Source organism: Streptomyces sp. NPDC087270 (genome assembly GCF_044744625.1).
Classification (GTDB): Bacteria; Actinomycetota; Actinomycetes; order Streptomycetales; family Streptomycetaceae; genus Actinacidiphila.
Genome location: NZ_JBIUYR010000003.1, coordinates 339,475 through 356,928, shown reverse-complemented (window position 1 = coordinate 356,928; position 17,454 = coordinate 339,475). Strand labels below are relative to the sequence as shown.

At 73.3% G+C, this 17,454-nt stretch carries 18 protein-coding genes; 6 read left to right on the top strand and 12 right to left on the bottom strand.

The window, feature by feature from the left end:
- Nucleotides 1-65 precede the first annotated feature (65 nt).
- A complete protein-coding gene (locus ACIPAE_RS08415) occupies nt 66-1,010 on the top strand; it encodes an alpha/beta hydrolase (RefSeq protein ID WP_402443753.1) in 945 nt (314 codons plus the stop codon).
- A 31-nt stretch (nt 1,011-1,041) separates the two neighbouring features.
- Nucleotides 1,042-1,350 carry a DUF2255 family protein gene (locus tag ACIPAE_RS08410; protein ID WP_402443751.1) on the top strand — a complete coding sequence of 103 codons (309 nt, stop codon included), beginning with the start codon at nt 1,042-1,044 and terminating at the stop codon, nt 1,348-1,350.
- A gap of 125 nt (nt 1,351-1,475) precedes the next feature.
- Here the strand turns inward: ACIPAE_RS08410 and ACIPAE_RS08405 are convergent, their stop codons facing one another.
- On the bottom strand, nt 1,476-2,219 hold the full coding sequence (locus tag ACIPAE_RS08405; protein ID WP_366410334.1) for an SDR family oxidoreductase: 744 nt from the start codon (nt 2,217-2,219) through the stop codon (nt 1,476-1,478).
- A 159-nt stretch (nt 2,220-2,378) separates the two neighbouring features.
- Between ACIPAE_RS08405 and ACIPAE_RS08400 the strand changes: the two genes are divergently transcribed.
- Complete coding sequence (locus ACIPAE_RS08400) at nt 2,379-3,341, top strand: LysR family transcriptional regulator (protein ID WP_402443749.1); 963 nt, start codon at nt 2,379-2,381, stop codon at nt 3,339-3,341.
- Here the strand turns inward: ACIPAE_RS08400 and mug are convergent.
- The 8 genes from mug to ACIPAE_RS08360 form a co-directional block, all read right to left on the bottom strand.
- Nucleotides 3,328-3,951 carry a G/U mismatch-specific DNA glycosylase gene (gene mug / locus ACIPAE_RS08395; protein WP_402443959.1) on the bottom strand — a complete coding sequence of 208 codons (624 nt, stop codon included), beginning with the start codon at nt 3,949-3,951 and terminating at the stop codon, nt 3,328-3,330. The two genes, ACIPAE_RS08400 and mug, sit on opposite strands and share 14 nt — an antisense overlap.
- On the bottom strand, nt 3,948-5,381 hold the full coding sequence (gene purB, locus ACIPAE_RS08390; RefSeq protein ID WP_329373008.1) for an adenylosuccinate lyase: 1,434 nt from the start codon (nt 5,379-5,381) through the stop codon (nt 3,948-3,950). The genes mug and purB overlap by 4 nt, the downstream gene beginning before the upstream one ends.
- A 40-nt stretch (nt 5,382-5,421) precedes the next feature.
- The gene (locus ACIPAE_RS08385; RefSeq protein WP_402443746.1) at nt 5,422-6,276 is read right to left on the bottom strand and encodes a GDSL-type esterase/lipase family protein; all 855 of its coding nucleotides are present in this window, start codon (nt 6,274-6,276) and stop codon (nt 5,422-5,424) included.
- Nucleotides 6,277-6,343: 67 nt separating this feature from the next.
- Entirely contained in the window at nt 6,344-6,685 is a 342-nt protein-coding gene (locus ACIPAE_RS08380; protein WP_402443745.1) for a hypothetical protein, read from the bottom strand.
- Nucleotides 6,686-6,712: 27 nt separating this feature from the next.
- On the bottom strand, nt 6,713-8,443 hold the full coding sequence (ctaD, locus tag ACIPAE_RS08375) for a cytochrome c oxidase subunit I (RefSeq protein WP_402443743.1): 1,731 nt from the start codon (nt 8,441-8,443) through the stop codon (nt 6,713-6,715).
- A gap of 193 nt (nt 8,444-8,636) precedes the next feature.
- Nucleotides 8,637-9,653 (bottom strand): hemolysin family protein, encoded by a 1,017-nt coding sequence (locus ACIPAE_RS08370; protein ID WP_329373016.1) that lies wholly within the window; start codon nt 9,651-9,653, stop codon nt 8,637-8,639.
- A complete protein-coding gene (locus tag ACIPAE_RS08365; RefSeq protein ID WP_329373018.1) occupies nt 9,650-11,014 on the bottom strand; it encodes a hemolysin family protein in 1,365 nt (454 codons plus the stop codon). The genes ACIPAE_RS08370 and ACIPAE_RS08365 overlap by 4 nt, the downstream gene beginning before the upstream one ends.
- Before the next feature lie 181 nt (nt 11,015-11,195).
- The gene (locus ACIPAE_RS08360; protein ID WP_329373020.1) at nt 11,196-11,618 is read right to left on the bottom strand and encodes a GNAT family N-acetyltransferase; all 423 of its coding nucleotides are present in this window, start codon (nt 11,616-11,618) and stop codon (nt 11,196-11,198) included.
- 157 nt (nt 11,619-11,775) lie between these two features.
- On the opposite strand from ACIPAE_RS08360, the gene ACIPAE_RS08355 reads away from it, so the two are divergent.
- Both ACIPAE_RS08355 and ACIPAE_RS08350 read left to right on the top strand, forming a co-directional pair.
- On the top strand, nt 11,776-12,012 hold the full coding sequence (locus ACIPAE_RS08355) for an antitoxin (RefSeq protein WP_328459941.1): 237 nt from the start codon (nt 11,776-11,778) through the stop codon (nt 12,010-12,012).
- Nucleotides 12,009-12,380, top strand: coding sequence for a fic family toxin-antitoxin system, toxin component (locus ACIPAE_RS08350; RefSeq protein WP_328459940.1), 372 nt, complete (start codon nt 12,009-12,011; stop codon nt 12,378-12,380). The genes ACIPAE_RS08355 and ACIPAE_RS08350 overlap by 4 nt, the downstream gene beginning before the upstream one ends.
- 59 nt (nt 12,381-12,439) lie before the next feature.
- Here ACIPAE_RS08350 and bioD read toward each other — a convergent pair whose 3' ends face one another.
- Nucleotides 12,440-13,177: a dethiobiotin synthase gene (bioD, locus tag ACIPAE_RS08345; RefSeq protein WP_366410327.1), complete on the bottom strand. Its 738-nt coding sequence runs from the start codon at nt 13,175-13,177 to the stop codon at nt 12,440-12,442.
- 373 nt (nt 13,178-13,550) lie between these two features.
- Here bioD and ACIPAE_RS08340 point away from each other — a divergent pair, with 373 nt between their 5' ends.
- Nucleotides 13,551-14,762, top strand: coding sequence for a 3,4-dihydroxy-2-butanone-4-phosphate synthase (locus tag ACIPAE_RS08340; protein ID WP_402443740.1), 1,212 nt, complete (start codon nt 13,551-13,553; stop codon nt 14,760-14,762).
- Between the two features lie 109 nt (nt 14,763-14,871).
- On the opposite strand, the gene ACIPAE_RS08335 is transcribed toward ACIPAE_RS08340, so the two are convergent.
- Together ACIPAE_RS08335 and bioB are read right to left on the bottom strand one after the other, a co-directional pair.
- Nucleotides 14,872-16,176, bottom strand: a complete 1,305-nt coding sequence (locus tag ACIPAE_RS08335) for an adenosylmethionine--8-amino-7-oxononanoate transaminase (protein ID WP_402443738.1) — start codon at nt 16,174-16,176, stop codon at nt 14,872-14,874.
- Nucleotides 16,169-17,413: a biotin synthase BioB gene (bioB, locus tag ACIPAE_RS08330; RefSeq protein ID WP_402443736.1), complete on the bottom strand. Its 1,245-nt coding sequence runs from the start codon at nt 17,411-17,413 to the stop codon at nt 16,169-16,171. The genes ACIPAE_RS08335 and bioB overlap by 8 nt, the downstream gene beginning before the upstream one ends.
- Nucleotides 17,414-17,454: the final 41 nt, after the last annotated feature.

Sequence of the window (17,454 nt, the reverse complement as noted above, 5' to 3'; positions counted from 1 at the left end):
GACGGCCACCGGGCTCCGCGGGTCGCCGCGGTCCCGTTGCGCCGAGGGATGCGGAGCACCACCCCATGCGTATCGATGTGACGTTCGACAGCGCCGGTCTCACCCTGGCCGGACATCTCCACACACCCGACACCCCCGCCGCCGGGCCGCGTCCGGCGATCGTCGTGTCGCACCCGATGACCGGCGTGAAGGAGCAGACCGCCGGCCTCTACGCGGCGCGGCTGGCCCGGGCCGGCTTCGTGGCCCTCGCCTTCGACGCGGCCCACTGGGGCGACAGCCAGGGCCTGCCCCGCTTCCTGGAGGACCCCGCGCAGCGGGTCGAGGACATCAAGAGCGCCGTCACCTTCCTCAGCGTCCGCGACGAGGTCGACCCCGAGCGGATCGGCGCGCTCGGCATCTGCGCCTCGGGCGGGTACGTCGCCGCGGCGGCCGCGACCGATCACCGGATCAGGGCCGTCGGCACGGTCAGCGCGGCCGACGAGGGGAGCTGGTTCCGCGACGGACTCGGCGGCACCCAGACACCCGGCGAACTCGCGGCGATGCTGGACCTGTCCGCCGCCGCCCGTACCGGCGAGGCACGCGACGGCGAGGTCCGCAGGCAGCAGATCCACCCCGAGGACGAGCCCGAGCGCGGCGCGGTGAAGAAGAGCATCACCCGCCACATCCACGAGGGCTGGGACTACTACCGCACCGAGCGGGCTCATCACCCCCGCACCGAGAACTGGTTCGCGGCGCGCAGCCTGGACCTGCTCACCCAGTTCGACGCGTTCCGGCTGATCGCGCTCATCGCGCCGCGCCCGCTGCTGATGATCGCCGGCACCGAGGCCGTCTCCGACTACTTCACCGTCGGAGCGATCGAGAAGGCGCGCGAGCCCAAGGAGCTGTTCTGGATCGACGGCGCCGACCACGTCGACCTCTACGACCGCGACGAGTACGTCACCCCGGCCGTCGAGAAGCTCACCGGGTTCTTCGCCGAGGCGCTCAAGGCGCCCGGGACCGTGGCGGCGTGACGGCGCCCCCGGAAGGCGGCGGGGTGCGGGCGTGGAGATCGGTGTGGTGGTCGTGGACGGCGCGGTGTTCGTGCGCGCCTCCCGGGGGCCCTCGTCCCGCTGGTTCCGGGCCACCCAGGAAAGGCACCGCGGCGCCGTCCGCGTGGACGGCACCGTACGGCAGGTCGCCTTCGACGTCCCCGCGCGGACGGACGCGCGGCTGACGCGGGCGATCGACGACGCGTACACGCGCAAGTACGGGGACGTCGGCGCGATGAGCGACCGGATGCGGGCGGCCACCGTCCGGATCGCGCCCCTCGGGGACGGGCGGGCCGGCGCGGACGCGGTAGCCGCGGGCTGACGGGCGGTCGGTGCGGGTCGACGGGCTGGCGGGCGGTCGGGCGGGAGTGGGCGGTGCGGGTCGACGGGCTGACGGGCGGTCGGGCGGGAGCGGGCATCGGTCCGCTCCCGCCCGTGGCACGGGCCTCAGAGCTGGGAGCCGCCGCCGTCCACCGCGAGTTCGGCGCCGGTGGTGTACGTGGCGTCGAAGGCGAGGAAGGCGACCGCCCTGGCGACCTCCGCCGGGGTGCCCACGCGCAGCATCGGGATGTCCGCGGCCATCTGGGCCACGGTCGCCTCCACCGCTTCCTTGGGCATCGTCTTCTCCAGGATGCCGGTGTCGATCGGGCCGGGGCTCACCGCGTTGACCCGGACCTTCCGCGGCAGCAGCTCACGGGCCAGGCTGCGGGTCATCGAGCGCAGCGCCGCCTTGCTCGCCGCGTAGGCGCTCAGCGCGGGAAGTCCCAGCACGTTGGCCACGGAGGTGGTCAGCACCACGCCGCTCCCCTCGGCCAGCAGCGGGGCGAGCTTCTGCACCGTGAAGTACGGCCCCTTGGCGTTGATCGTCAGCAACTCATCGAAGAGCTGCTCGCTCGTCGCCTCGAACGGTGCGAAGCCGCTGACCCCGGCATTGGCGAACAGCGCGTCCACCGTGCCGAGTTCGGCCTTCACGCGGTCGGCCAGCGCGTCGATGTCGGACAGCGACGACGCGTCGCTGCGCACCGCGACCGCGTCGCCGCCGAGCTGCTCGCGGGCCGCGTCCAGGGCGTCCTGGCCGCGTCCGGTGACGAGGACCCGGGCGCCCTCACCCACCAGGAGACGGGCGGTGGCCAGCCCCAGCCCGCTGCTGCCCCCGGTGATCACGACGTTCTTTCCTTCGTACCTGCCCATGGCGGACACCCTCTGTTCCAGGAGTCGGTTTCCGGTTCACGTCCCTCCGGGCCGGCCTCGGTGGGGACACGTTCGAGTCAACAGCCGCCCGGGCAGGGGCGTCCAAGACCCGTTTCGCACCACGTCATGCGGAATCCGCATCACGAGTAGGCTGGCGGCATGCCCGACGACGCCCCGCCCGCGGCGGCACCCGGTCCGGACGCCGCCTCCGACCCCGGACCGGACCTCGACCTGCGGCTGGTGCGGTACTTCGTGGTCGTCGCCGAGCATCTGCACTTCGCCAGGGCCGCGCAGGCGCTGCACGTCGCCCAGCCCTCGCTGAGCCGGCAGATCCAGCGGCTGGAGGACACCCTCGGCGTGCGGCTGCTGGACCGCACCACGCAGGGCAGTGCCCTCACCCCGGCCGGAGCGGCTTTCCTGCCGCAGGCGCAGGGGCTCCTCCAGGCCGCGGGCCAGGCGACGCGCACCGCCCGCTCCGCCGCGCGGGCCCACACCATCACCGTCGGATACGTCGAGGACCTCGTCGTCACCGCCGCGGTGCGCGAGCTGCGCCGCCGCTACCCCGAGGCCCACGTCCGCACCCGGCACCTGGACTGGAACGAGACGCGCGCCCTGCCCGACCGCGAGGTCGACGTGCTCGTCGCCCGCACCCCGCTGCCCATCCCGGACGACGGCCTGAGCGTGGGCGTGCTCTACGACGAGCCGCGCGCGCTGCTGGTGCCCGCGGACCACCGCCTGGCCGGCAAGGAGTCGGTCGGCCCGGACGACTTCGCGGGGGAGCCCCTCATCGCCTGCGCCGGAATGGCCGCGGTCTGGACCGCGTTCTGGCGGCTGAACCCGCATCCGGACGGCGGTTCCGCCCCGCTCGGCCCGCTGCTCGCCGAGACCTTCGAGGACAAGCTCGAAGGCGTCGCGGACGGGCGCTCCATCGCCCTGGTGCCCGCCTACGACCGCCGCTGCGCCGACCGGGACGACCTCGCCGTGGTGCCGGTCGACGGGATCGAGCCGTGCCAGGTGGTCGTCGCCACCCGGGCCGGCGACCGTAACCCGCTGGTGGCCGGGTTCCGGGAGGCGGCGGGTCGCCTGATGCGGCCTCCGCGGGGGGAGTTCAGCCGCTCCTGAGCCGGGCGCCGGGCGCCACCGCCGCAGCGGAGCCCGCGTCCGTGTCCGGGGCCGGGGCCGTGCCCGTCGGGTTCTCGGCGAAGGCCGCCACGCGAAGCCGGGCGAACTCCTCGGCCAGGGCCGCCGGCGTCCAGTGCGCGTTCAGGCCGCTGGGGCTGGGCAGCACCCAGACCCGGGTGGTGCCCAGCGTGCGCTCCTGCGGCCCGACCACGGAGTGCTTGTCGGCGAACGCGATCCGGTACGCGGTGACGCCGAGTACCGCGAGCCACCGCGGCCGGTGCCGGGCCACCTTCGCGGTCAGCGCCCGGCCGCCCGCGACCAGTTCCTCCGCGGTCAGCTCGTCGGCCCGCGCGGTCGCCCGCGGCGCCACGTTCGTGAGCCCGAAGCCGAGCGCGAGCACGTCCTCCTGCTCGGCGGGCGCGTACCGGCGCGGGGTGAAACCGGAGGCGTGCAGCGCCGGCCAGAACCGGTTGCCCGGCCGGGCGAAGTGCTCGCCCCGGTACGCCGACATCAACCCCGGGTTGATCCCGCAGAACAGCACGTTGAGCCCCGGCCCGACCACGTCCCGCAGGGTGCGGGTGCGGGCCTGTGCCAGTTCCTCCGGCGTCAGAGGATCGCCCCCGGCCGGTACGCCGCCGCGCGCGGGTACGCCTTGACGACCTCCTCGACCCGGCGCGCGACCTCCGCGACCTGATCGCCCGCGGCGCCGGTGAACGACAGCCGGTCGGCCATCAGCGCGTCCAGCGCGGCCCGGTCCAGCGGGATACGCGGGTCGGCGGCGAGCCGGTCCAGCAGTTCGTTGCGCTCGGTGCCCTGCTCGCGCATGGCCAGCGCCGACGCGACCGCGTTCTCCTTGATCGCCTCGTGCGCGGCCTCCCGGCCCACCCCGGCCCGCACCGCGCCCATCAGCACCTTCGTGGTGGCCAGGAACGGCAGGTAGCGGTCCAGCTCGCGCGAGACGACCGCCGGGAACGCCCCGAACTCGTCGAGCACCGTCAAGAACGTCTCCAGCAGCCCGTCGAACGCGAAGAACGCGTCCGGCAGCGCCACCCGGCGCACCACCGAGCAGGACACGTCGCCTTCGTTCCACTGGTCGCCGGAGAGCTCACCGGTCATCGAGGCGTAGCCGCGCAGCACCACCATCAGGCCGTTGACCCGCTCGCAGGAGCGGGTGTTCATCTTGTGCGGCATCGCCGAGGAGCCGACCTGCCCGGGCTTGAAGCCCTCGGTGACCAGTTCGTGCCCGGCCATCAGCCGGATCGTCTTGGCCAGCGACGAGGGCGCCGCGGCCAGTTGCACCAGCGCGGTCACCGCCTCGTAGTCCAGCGAGCGCGGGTAGACCTGGCCGACGGAGCTGAACGTCCGCGAGAAGCCCAGGTGTTCGGCGACCCGGTGCTCCAGCTCGGCGAGCCGGCCGCTGTCCCCGCCGAGCAGGTCCAGCATGTCCTGCGCGGTGCCGACCGGGCCCTTCACGCCGCGCAGCGGATACCGCGCCAGCAGCTCCTCGACCCGCCCGAACGCCACCAGCAGCTCGTCGGCCGCGGTGGCGAACCGCTTGCCGAGCGTGGTCGCCTGCGCCGCGACGTTGTGCGAGCGGCCCGCCATCACCAGCTCGCCGTACTGCCCGGCGAGCTGGCCGAGCCGGGCGAGCACCGCGACCGTGCGGTCCCGCGCGTGCTCAAGGGACAGCCGGATCTGCAACTGCTCGACGTTCTCGGTCAGGTCGCGCGAGGTCATGCCCTTGTGCACCTGCTCGTGCCCGGCAAGCGCGTTGAACTCCTCGATCCGGGCCTTCACGTCGTGCCGGGTGACCTTCTCGCGCTCCGCGATCGAGTCGAGGTCGACCTGCTCCAGCACCCGCTCGTAGTCCTCGACGGCCCCCGCCGGCACCTCGATGCCCAGGTCCGCCTGGGCGCGCAGCACCGCCAGCCACAGCCGGCGCTCCAGCACCACTTTCTGCTCGGGCGACCACAGCGCGGCCAGCTCCGCGGAGGCATAGCGACCGGCGAGGACATTCGGGATACGCGGCTTGGCTGTCACGTGGGGAGATTCTACTGGTCGCGCGGGGTGTCCCGTACGGTCAGCCCTCGCCGCTCGGGACCGTGCGCGCGGCACCCCGGGCGTAGGACGGAGTGGGCGGCGGGTCGCCGGGCAGGTCGTACGGCAGCAACTCGGCGCGCTTGGGGCTGCGGCCGTCGCCGCTGGACCGCCCGGTCAGGCGGCGGCCGATCCACGGCAGCAGGTGGGCGCGGGTGAAGCGCAGGTCGGACACGCGGCGGGCGGCCCAGCCGGCGCGCACCTCCGGCGGCAGCGGGCTGGTCCACTCCGCCTGCTCGGGCAGGCCGAGCGCCTGCCAGACCGCCTCGGCGACCCGTTCGTGGCCCTCCGCGGTCAGATGCAGCCGGTCCTCGGCCCACATCCGTGCGTCGCCCAGCACCTGTGCCCCGTACAGGTCGACGACGACCGCGCCGTGCGCGGCCGCCAGCGACTCCACGAAGTCGAACAGCTCCACCATCCGCGGCAGGAACCGCGTCGCCACCGGGCCCCGCCTGATCGGGCTGCGCATCAGCACCAGGCGGTCGCAGGCCGGGGCGAGGCGCTGCACGCAGCTCTCCAGCACCTCGCACACCGCCGCCACGTCGCAGCCGGGCCGCAGGACGTCGTTGAGCCCGCCGACCAGCGTGATCACGTCCGGGCGCATCGCGGCCGCCGCGTCCACCTGCTCGTCGGAGATCTGCCGGATCAGCTTGCCGCGCACCGCGAGGTTGGCGTACCGCACGCCCTCGCCGCCCGCTTCCCGGGACGCGGCCGCCAGCCGCGCCGCGAGCAGGTCCGCCCACCCGCGGTACGAACCGTCGGGCAGCAGGTCCGACATGCCCTCGGTGAAGGAGTCCCCGACGGCGACGAGGCTGGAGTACGTGGCTGGCGTCTGCATGGCACGCAGATCCTACCGGCGGGAAACGCGGTGGTGGCGGCGCCCCCGGCGCCGCCGGCGTGTGCCGTCAGCGGATCAGGTACGCGGCGGCGCCCAGCGCGCCGGCCGTCGCCCCGGCGCCGACCACGGCGGCCGCCACGCAGCGCCTTCTGAGGTACTCGTAGCGCTCGCCGTACTCGCCGCGCAGCTCCGCGGCGCGGTCGATGACGCGCCGCAGCGTCTCGCGGGACAGCCGCACCCGGTCGGCGACATAGACCCGTTCGACCTCCTCGCGCTGCGCGGTGGTCAGCCAGGGCAGATGGGCGGTGAAACCGGCAGCCTCGCGGCGCGCCTGCGCCAGCTCCGCGTTCCACAGCAGGTAGCCCTCGATCCGGTCGAGCCCTGAGTGGTCGTTCCTGTCCGCGCCCACGCGTGGGTCCCGTCCGGTCGTCGGCAGCTACTGGTGGGTGTCGCCCCGCGGCACGGTGATGGAGCGGTCGGGCCGGTGCGAGGCGTCGTCGAGGGTCGAGATCTCCGGGTGGTGCAGGTCGAACGCGGGGGACTCGGACCGAATCCGGGGCAGCGTGACGAAGTTGTGCCGCGGCGGCGGGCAGGAGGTCGCCCACTCCAGCGAACGGCCGTAGCCCCACGGGTCGTCGACCCCGACCTTCCTGCCGTACTTCGCGGTCTTCCACACGTTGTAGAGGAACGGCAGCATCGACATGCCGAGCAGGAAGGAACTGATGGTGGAGACCGTGTTGAGCGTGGTGAAGCCGTCGGCCGCGAGGTAGTCCGGGTAGCGGCGCGGCATTCCGATGACGCCCAGCCAGTGCTGGACCAGGAAAGTCCCGTGGAAGCCGAAGAACAGCGTCCAGAAGGTGATTTTGCCGAGCCGCTCGTCGAGCATCTTGCCGGTCATCTTCGGCCACCAGAAATGGAATCCGGCGAACATCGAGAACACCACGGTGCCGAAGACCACGTAGTGGAAGTGCGCGACCACGAAATAGGAGTCCGAGACGTGGAAGTCCAGTGGTGGCGATGCCAGGATGACACCGGTCAGCCCGCCGAAGAGAAACGTGATCAGGAAGCCGATCGACCACAGCATCGGCGTCTCGAAACTCAGTGAGCCCTTCCACATCGTGCCGATCCAGTTGAAGAACTTCACCCCGGTCGGTACCGCGATCAGGAAGGTCATGAACGAGAAGAACGGCAGCAGCACCGAGTCGGTGACGTACATGTGGTGCGCCCACACCGTCACCGAGAGGCCGGCGATGGCGATCGTCGCCGCGACCAGCCCCAGATATCCGAAGATCGGCTTGCGGGAGAAGACCGGGATGATCTCGGTGATGATCCCGAAGAACGGCAACGCGATGATGTAGACCTCGGGGTGGCCGAAGAACCAGAACAGGTGCTGCCACAGGATCGCGCCGCCGTTGGCCGCGTCGAAGACGTGCGCCCCGAACTTCCGGTCGGCCTCCAGGCACAGCAGCGCGGCGGCCAGCACCGGGAAGGCGAAGAGGACCAGCAGCGAGGTGAGCACCACGTTCCAGCAGAAGATCGGCATCCGGAACATGGTCATGCCCGGGGCGCGCATGCAGATGATCGTGGTGATGAAGTTGACGGCGCCGAAGATCGTGCTGAAGCCCGTCATCACCAGGCCCATGATCCACATGTCGGCGCCGATACCGGGCGAGTTGATCGCGTTGTTCAGCGGCGAGTACGCGAACCAGCCGAAGTCGGCCGCGCCCTGCGGGGTGAGGAATCCGCCGACCGCGATCAGCGAGCCGAACAGGTAGAGCCAGTAGGCGAGCATGTTCAGCCGCGGGAAAGCGACATCGGGCGCGCCGATCTGCAGCGGCATGATCCAGTTGGTGAATCCCGAGAACAGCGGTGTCGCGAACAGCAGCAGCATCACGGTGCCGTGCATCGTGAACGCCTGGTTGTACTGTTCCGCGGACAGGAACTGAAGACCGGGGCGGGCGAGTTCGGCCCGCATCAGCAACGCCATGATGCCGCCGATGAGGAAGAAGGCGAACGTCGTCACCAGGTACATCGTGCCGATGGTCTTGTGATCGGTGGTGGTCGCCCAGCTCACGAACACGCTGCCCGGGCGCTTCCGCCTGGCCGGCACCTCGTCCTCGTACGAATCGTCGACGCCGACCGGCTCCGCGGTGCTGCCAGCCGTCACTTCATCACTCCCCGAAATCGACGCCGGCCGGTCATCGGCCGTAGTGGAAGAATGGCAATCCACCAGGTCTTTTCCGAAGCGGCCTCGCCGAGAGGTCAGCCGGGTTGATCAATAATCGGGTAGATCGAAAGTCGGGAATGCGCATTGCGCGGCACGACGGAATTGCCGTGCGCGCCGGTCGGGTGCCCGAGGGTCAGGGCCGGCCCCGCCCCACCAGCTCCTTGAGGACGTCCTCCATGGTGACCAGGCCGACCCCGTGCCCGTCGGCGTCCACGACGGCGGCGAGGTGGGCGCGGCCGGCGCGCATCGCGGTGAGGACGTCGTCGAGCGGGGTGGCCGCGCCGACGCGGGTGATCCGGCGCAGCGCCGACCGGGGGAAGGGCGCGTCGCGCGGCTCGGCGTCGAGCGCGTCCTTGACGTGGAGGTAGCCGAGGACGCGCCCGTCGTCGTCGGCGACCGGGAAGCGGGAGAAGCCGGACCGGGCACTCAGGGCCTCCAGCCCCTCCGCGGTGATGCCGAGCCGGGCGCGTACCACCCGCTCCGGCGGCACCACGATCTCGCCGACCGGCCGCCGCCCCAGCTCCAGCGCGTCCCGCAGCCGCTCGGCGGCCCGTTCGTCCAGCAGCCCGGCGGCGCCCGCGTCCACCACCATCCGCGACAGCTCGTCGTCGGAGAACACCGCGGCGATCTCGGTACGCGGCTCCACCCGCGCCAGCTTCAGCCCCGCGTTGGCGAGCGCGTTGATCGCGAAGATCAGCGGACGCAGCGCCCGGGTGAGCGCGACCAGGGGCGGCCCCAGCAGCAGGGCGGACCGCACCGGGTCGGCGAGCGTGATGTTCTTCGGCACCATCTCCCCGAAGAGCATGTGCAGATAGGTCGCCACTGCCAGCGCGATCACGAACGACACCGGGCGCGCCGCGCCGTCCGGCACGTGCGCGGCATGGAAGAGCGGTTCCAGCAGGTGCTCGATGGCCGGCTCCGCGACGATGCCGAGCACCAGCGTGCAGGCGGTGACGCCGAGCTGTGCGGCGGCCAGCAGCGGCGAGACGTGTTCGAGGCCCCACAGCACCCGCCGCGCCCGCCGGTCGCCCGCCTCGGCGCGCGGCTCGATCTGGTCGCGGCGCACCGAGATCATCGAGAACTCGGCGCCGACGAAGAAGGCGTTCACCACGATGGTGAGCAGGCCCACCACCAGCTGGACGGCGGTCACCGCGCGGCCCCCGTCCCGTCGGCGGCCGTACCGGTAGCGTCGGTGCCGGGCCCGCTCGGCGGGGACACCAGCCGGGCCCGCGCCGCGCGCCGCCCGCTCGCGTCGGTCACCTCGATCCGCCAGCCCTCCACCTCGACCACGTCACCGCGCTCCGGAATCCGCCCGAGCCGCTGCGCGACCAGCCCGGCCAGCGTCTCGTACGGCCCGTCGGGCGCGTGCAGCCCGATCCGCTCCAGCCGGTCCTCGGTGCGGGCCGCGCCGTCCGCGTCGTAGATCCGGCGGCCCAGCGGGTCCTCGCGCAGGAAGAGCAGGTCGGGCGCTTCGAGCGGGTCGTGCTCGTCCCGCACCTCGCCGACCACCTCCTCCACGATGTCCTCCAGCGTGGCGACGCCCGCGGTGCCGCCGTACTCGTCGATCACCACGGCCATCGAGCGGCGGGCGGAGAACCGGTCGAGCAGCCGGTCCACGGCCAGGGAGTGCGGCACCAGCAGCGGCTCGCGCAACAGCTCGGTGACCGGCACCCGGGGCCTGCGGTCGGCGGGGACCGCCAGCACGTCCTTGATGTGCACGGTGCCGATCACCGCGTCGAGGGTGCCGCGGTAGACCGGGAAGCGGGACAGTCCGGTGGCGCGGGTGGCGTTCGCGACGTCCTCGGCGGTGGCGCGCGCCTCCAGGGCGGTCACCTGGACCCGGGGCGTCATCACGTTCTGGGCGGTCAGGTCGGCCAGGCCGATGGTCCGGACGAACAGCTCGGCGGTGTCCGGCTCCAGGGCGCCCGCCTTCGCGGAGTGCCGGGCCAGCGCGCGCAGCTCCTGCGGGCCGCGCGCGGAGGCCAGCTCCTCGGCCGGCTCCAGGCCCATCCGGCGCAGCACCCGGTTGGCGGTGTTGTTCAGGTGCCGGATCAGCGGCCCGAACGCCGTGCTGAACGCGCGCTGCGGGGTCGCGACCGCCTTCGCCACTTCCAGCGGCCGCGAGATCGCCCAGTTCTTCGGCACCAGCTCGCCGATGACCATCAGCGCCACCGTGGACAGCGCGGTGCCCAGCACCAGCGCCAGCGACGCCGCCCCGGACGCGGGCAGCCCCGCGGCCCGCAGCGGCCCGCGCAGCAGCTTCGCGACCGACGACTCGGCCAGCATGCCGATGATCAGCCCGGTGACGGTGATCCCGAGCTGCGCGCCGGACAGCTGCACGGTCAGCGAACGGACCGCGGCCAGCGCGGCCGCCGCCCCGCGCTCCCCGCCCGCCGCCGCGCGCTCCAGCTCGCCGCGCTCGACGGTCGTCAACGAGAACTCCGCGGCGACGAACACACCGCACACGAACGTGAGCAGCAGCGCCACCGCCACCAGGAGCGTTTCGATCATCGGAACACCTCACCCCCCATGATCAACCAGCCCCCGCCCACCCGCACCCACACGAACCCGGCGAAGTGCGCCCGGGTGCCCGATCAAGGGGCGCGGGGAACCGCGCGACAAGCCCCCCTCCGGGGGATCGGTCCGGAACCGACAGTACGGGGCACCCTGGGGGGCCCGCCCACGCCGGGCGCTAGCCCAACCACTTCGTCCAGCGCCGCCACTGCTCCTCCGGCAGGTAGCCGCCGGCCCGCCACGCGTGCTGCGCCCGTTCGTTCGCCTCCAGCACCATCGCGTCGCCGCGCCGCCCCCCGAGCGCGAGGAACCGTTCCTCCGCTGCCTCCAGGAGCGCCCGGGCCACACCCTGCCGGCGGGCATCCGGGTGAACGGCCAGCCGGTACAGATGGCACCGCCACCCGTCGAACCCCGCGATCACCGTCCCCACCAGGGCCCCGTCACGCTCGGCGAGCAGCAGGGCCTCGGGGTCCCGCGTGACCAGCCCGGCCACGCCCGTCTCGTCGTCACTGATGCTGGTGCCCTCCGCGGCCACCTGCCAGAAGGCCAGTACGGCGCCGGCGTCCGCGACCGCTGCCGGCCGTATCCGAAGATCGCTCATGCGCCCCAGCCAACCAGCCCCGCTCGCCGCGCCCCGGAGGATTTCGCGATCCGAGACACGCGGGGGACACGCCGACGGCGCGCCACGGGCCGCGCGGCCCGGGCGATCCCGCAGAGCGCTCTTGCCGCTACTAGCACCCGAGCGCTAGCGTGGACGCATGGCGAAAACCCAGTTGAACGTGCGGGTGGAAGAAGCCACCGCGGAGACGGCGCGGGAACGCGCCTCGCAGCGCGGCATCAGCGTGAACCGCTACATCGAGGAACTCGTCCAGCAGGACGAGGGGGAGAACGGCCGGGCCTTCGTCCAGGCCGCGGCCGACTTCATGAAGCGGTACGAAGCGGTCTTCGACGAGGAGTTCGGCAGCACGCCCCCCACCGGTGAAGGCGCCCGTTGACCCTGCGGATCGACCTCGCCTGGCTGCTGATGGTCGCCGAACACAACACGCCGGGGGACCCGCAGGTCACCGACTGGGGCGCGCTCGTCGCCGCCGTGAGCCGGCACCGCGCCGAGATATTCGGCCGCCCCGTCTACGGAGACGAGCACCTGCGGGCGGCCGCGCTGCTCCAGTTGCTGCTGCACGTCCCGGCCCTGGAGCGGTCCAACGCGCTGTTCGCCACCGCCGTGGCCTACGCCTACCTCGTCGCGGAGGGGCTGAAGGTCACCACCTCGCCCGAGCAGGTCCGCGATCTGGCCCGCCTGGTCAAGGACGGCGGGGTCGGCGTCGACCGGATCGCCCGCGAGCTGCGCGCCTGGACCGGCTGAGGGTGTCGCCGGGGCGCCGATCCGGACCGGGCCGCCAACCCCCGCCCCGCCCTTGCCCCCTACCCCTGCGCGGCGGGCTGCGGAGGCCCGTAGACGTGCGCGAAGGCGGCCGGGTCCCACACGCCGCCCAGCTGCGGCGCGAGCCAGTCACGGGCCGCGGCGCGGAACGCCGTCGGCGACAGGGACGCGGCAGCCTGCGGCAACGCACCCAGCAGCGGCGCCCCCGCCGACTCCGGCAGATCCAGCACGTTGCAGCGCTCGGCCAGGCCCGGCTCGCTCGCCCAACTGCCGATGATCACACCGAGGCAGGTGAGCTTGCGGGCCCGCATCGCCTCCGCGGTCAGCGCCGTCGCGTTCAACGTGCCCAGCCCCGCGGGTGCGACCAGCAGCACGCCCGCGTGCAGCAGCGACGCCGTGTCCGCCAGCGTGGAGCCCTTCTCGTCGTACCGCACCAGCAACCCCCCGGCGCCCTCCACCAGCACCACGTCGTGCACGGCCGAGAGCTTCGCCGCGGCCTCGGCGATCTCCTCCGGGGTCACCGCCGGCCGCCCCGACCGCCGCGCCGCCGTGGCCGGCGCCAACGGCTCCGGGTAGCGCGCCAGTTCCACCGCCGTCACCTCACCGGCCAGCCGCGCGACCTCCGCGGCGTCCCCGGGCTCGCCCTCAAGCACCCCCGTCTGCGCGGGTTTCAGCACCGCCACGCTCAGCCCCTGCGCCAGCGAAGCAGCCGCGACCGCCGCCGTCGCCACCGTCTTGCCCACCTCGGTGCCCGTCCCGGTCACCACAACGATCGCCATACCCGCACTCCCCTCGGAAAGCCCCCAGCATGCCCGCCCACCCCCCACCTCGCACAAACCGAGCCCCCTGTCCCGGGCCCTGGCGACCGGCGCGAAGGCGGCGCGCGCCGGCCCGTAAGCAGCCGGGTGGAGCCGGTCGAGCGGGCCGCGCGCGCTGCTTGCCCGGCAGTTGCGGCTCGTGTTGGATGGCGGCGGTGCGATTCCAAGGTGCGGCGGTGAGAGCCCGCCGGTTCCACCCGTCGCGGTGGGACGAGCCGGTGTGATTCCGGCGCCAAGCGGTGACACCCCGCCACCTCTCGGGCCCGACGCGGGCCCCTGCGCGGTTCTCCCCGCGGCCGGTTGTCGTCCGGCCGCTGACGAGAGGTGGTACGAGTTGTTCACCGGACACATTCACGAGGTCGGCACCGTGGTGGCCGAGGGCCCGGACTTCATCATGGTGCGGGCGCCCGAAGCGGCCAGGTCCGCGACCTGTTCGATCTGCGTGAACGGCGTGGGGCTGACGGTGGCGCCGGTCGCCGGGCAGGACGGTGTCCTGGCGGCGGCCGTGTCGGCCGACACCCGGCGCAGGTCGACGCTCGGCCGTATCCCGCCCCAGACGCGCGTCAACGTCGAGACGCCGTTGCGGCTCGGCGATCCCAGCGGCGGGCACCTGGTCCAGGGCGACGTCGAGGCCGTCGGCAAGGTCGTACGGATCGATGACGACGGCCCGATGCGGCGGATGTGGATCAAGCCGCCCGAGCGGTTCCACGCGCTGGTCACGGCCAAGGTCCAGGTGGCGGTCGACGGGGTCAGCCTCACCGTCGCCGAGGTGGCCCGGGACCGGTTCGCGGTGGCGCTGGTCCCGTTGACGCTCCAGGCCACCACGCTGGCGGACCTGTCCGTGGGGGACCAGGTCAACCTGGAGCCCGACCTGGTCACCCGACTGGCGCGGCGCTGGCCGCAGGACCCGCATCGGGCGGTGTCCGAGGTGGTCGCGGCGCTGCCGTGGGCGGGACGGGTCACCGGCGCCCGGGGCGTGCAGCAGGCAGTGGCGCAACTCGCGGCCGGCGGTGGGGTAGTGATCTGGGACCCGGAACGGGAGTGCGAGGGCGACGTGGTGTTCGCGGGGGCGCGGCTGCGCCCCGAGGCGTTCACCTTCCTGCTCACCCAGGTCTGCGGCCACTCCACGGTGCCGTGCGCGCCCGAGGTGCTGGAGCTCGGCCCGGTGCCGGGCCCCGGCGACCGGCACGGCACCCGGCCGCACGTCCCGGTGGACCTGGCGGCGGCGACCGGCACCGGTGTCTCGGCGGCGGAACGTGCCGCGACCGTACGGCGGTTGGCCGATCCGGAGGCCCGGCCGGCGGACTTCCTGCGGCCCGGGCACGTCTTCCCCCTGGCCGCTCGCCCGGGCGGCCTCGCGGAGCGTGCCGGCCACACGGAAGCCACCGTCGCGCTGTGCACGGCGGCCGGACTGCCGCCGGTGGGCGTCTGCTGCGAGGTCATGAACCACGACGGCACCATGGCCAAGGCCGCCGATCTGGAGATCGCCGCGCTGCGCTGGGGCCTGCCGCTGGTGGACATGGCCGACCTGGCCCGGCACCTGTGAGGCCGGTCAGCGGCCGTGGACTCCACGACGACCCGCGCTTCTTCGCCGGGTGCCGCTCCCTGCGGGAGGCCGGCGCGGGGGCACCCCGGGCGGCCGGGGTGCCCCGGGTTCAGCCGGCGGCGGACGCCGCGACGATGGCCGCACTGATCCGGGCGACGTCCTCGTCCCCGGTGACGTAAGGGGGCATCGCGTAGACGAGGTCGCGGAAGGGCCGCAGCCATACACCCGAGCCGACCGCGGCGCGGGTGGCCGCGTCGATGTCGACGGGGTGGTCGAGCTGGACCACCCCGATCGCGCCGAGCACGCGGACATCGCGCACCCCGGGCAACTCGGCGGCGGGCGCGAGCCCTTCCCGCAGCCCGGCCTCGATCCGTTTGACCTCGGTCGCCCAGTCCTGGGCGAGCAGGACGTCAAGCGACGCGTTCGCCACGGCCGCGGCGAACGGGTTCCCCATGAACGTGGGGCCGTGCGCGAGCACGGGCACCTCGCCGCGCGAGATCCCCTCGGCCACCCGGGAGGTGCACAGGGCCGCGGCGAGGGAGACGTACCCCCCGGTGAGCGCCTTGCCGACGCACATCACGTCGGGCGCGATCCCCGCGTGCTCGGCCGCGAACAGCCGTCCGGTGCGGCCGAACCCGGTGGCGATCTCGTCGAGGACGAGCAGGACGTCGTACTCGTCGCACGCCTCCCGCAGCACCCGCAGGTACGCGGGGGAGTGGAACGCCATCCCGCCCGCGCCCTGGACGACGGGTTCCACCACGACCGCGGCCAGCTCGTCGGCGTGACGCCCGATCAGCTCGCGCAGGTGGGCGGCGTACGCGGCCGACGGCTCCGCGTCGAATCCGGGCGGCGGCGCGTCCGCGAAGACCTGCTCCTGTAGCACACCGGACCATAGATGGTGCATACCGCCATCCGGGTCACATACCGACATCGGCTGCCAGGTGTCGCCGTGGTACCCGCCACGCCAGGTGAGCAGCCGCCGCTTGCCCGGCCGCCCCAGCGAACGCCAGTACTGCAGGCACATCTTGAGCGCCACCTCGACCGACACCGAGCCGGAGTCCGCGAGGAAGACGTGCCGCAACGGCTCCGGAGTGATCTCGACCAGCCGCGCGGCCAGCCGCACCGCAGGCTCGTGGGTGAGCCCGCCGAACATGACGTGGCTCATCCGGTCCAGTTGGGCGTGGGCGGCCTCGTCGAGCACCGGGTGCCGGTAGCCGTGGATCGCCGACCACCAGGACGACATGCCGTCCACGAGCTCGGTCCTGCCCTGGGCGGGCGCGGCGAGCCGCAGTCGTACGCCCGAGGCCGACTCCACCACCAGGGGTTCCTGGCGGCCGGGCATCGGGCCGTAAGGGTGCCAGACGTGCCGCCGGTCCAGGTCCAGCAGCACGTCCACCGGCAGCGGTTCAGGCATTGGGCGGCAGGTCCGTCCCCGCGCCTCGCCGGCGCACGGCGACCAGGTCCGTACGGGGACCCGTGCCCGAACCCGAACCCGAACCCGACGCCGTGCCGGCAGGCTGGCCCGTAGCCGTAGCCGTAGCCGTAGCCGTAGCCGTAGCCGTAGCCGGCTCGCCGTGCTCGCACGATCCGCACGCCGTGTCGTGGGACCCGCAGCCCGAACCGGCCGCCGTGCGCGCCTCGTCGGACCGCCGGTGCGCGGGCAGCGTGGTGGTGTCGGCGCCCTCCACCTCGAAGCCGGCGTCCGCGATCATGTCGAGGTCGGTCTGCCCGGCCTGCCCCTCGCTCGTCAGGTAGTCGCCGAGGAAGATCGAGTTGACCAGGTGCAGCGCGAGCGGCTGCATGCTGCGCAGGTGCACCTCGCGCCCGCCGGCCAGCCGTACCTCCACGTCCGGGCAGACGAACCGCACCATCGCCAGAATCCGCAGGCACCGCTGCGGGGTGAGGTTCCACTCCTTGGCCAGCGGGGTGCCCTCGAACGGGATCAGGAAGTTGACCGGCACCGAGTCCGGGTCAAGCGCCCGCAGCGAGAACACCACGTCCACCAGGTCGGCGTCGCTCTCGCCCATCCCCGCGATCAGCCCCGAACACGCCGACAGCCCCGCCGCCTGGGCCTGCCGCACCGTGTCCACCCGGTCGGCGTAGGTGTGCGTCGTGGTGATGTCCGCGTAGGTGCCCTCGGACGTGTTGAGGTTGTGGTTGTACGCGTCCGCGCCCGCGGCCCGCAGCCGCTCCGCCTGGTCGCCGGAGAGCAGCCCGAGGCAGGCGCAGACCTCCACGCCCTCGTTGCCGTCCTTGATCGCCTCGATGGTCTTCGAGACCCGGTCCACGTCCCGGTCGGTCGGCCCGCGCCCGCTGGCCACCAGGCACACCCGCTTCGCGCCCCCGGACACCCCCGCCGTGGCCGCCGCGACCGCCTCGTCCGGCTTCAGCCAGGTGTACTTGAGGATGTCGGCCTGCGAGCCGAGCCGCTGCGAGCAGTACGAGCAGTCCTCCGGGCAGAGACCGGACTTGAGGTTCACCAGGTAGTTGAGCTTGACCCGGCGACCGAACCACTGCCGGCGCACCCGGCCCGCCGCGGCCACCACGTCCAGCAGTTCGTCGTCGGAGGTCGCGAGCACCGCCAGCGCCTCGTCCCGCGTCGGCGGCTCGCGCCGCAGACCCTTGCCCACCAGTGCCGTCAGCAGATCCATGCCCGCAATCCTCGCGTACGGCGGCGGGCCCGGCCAATGGC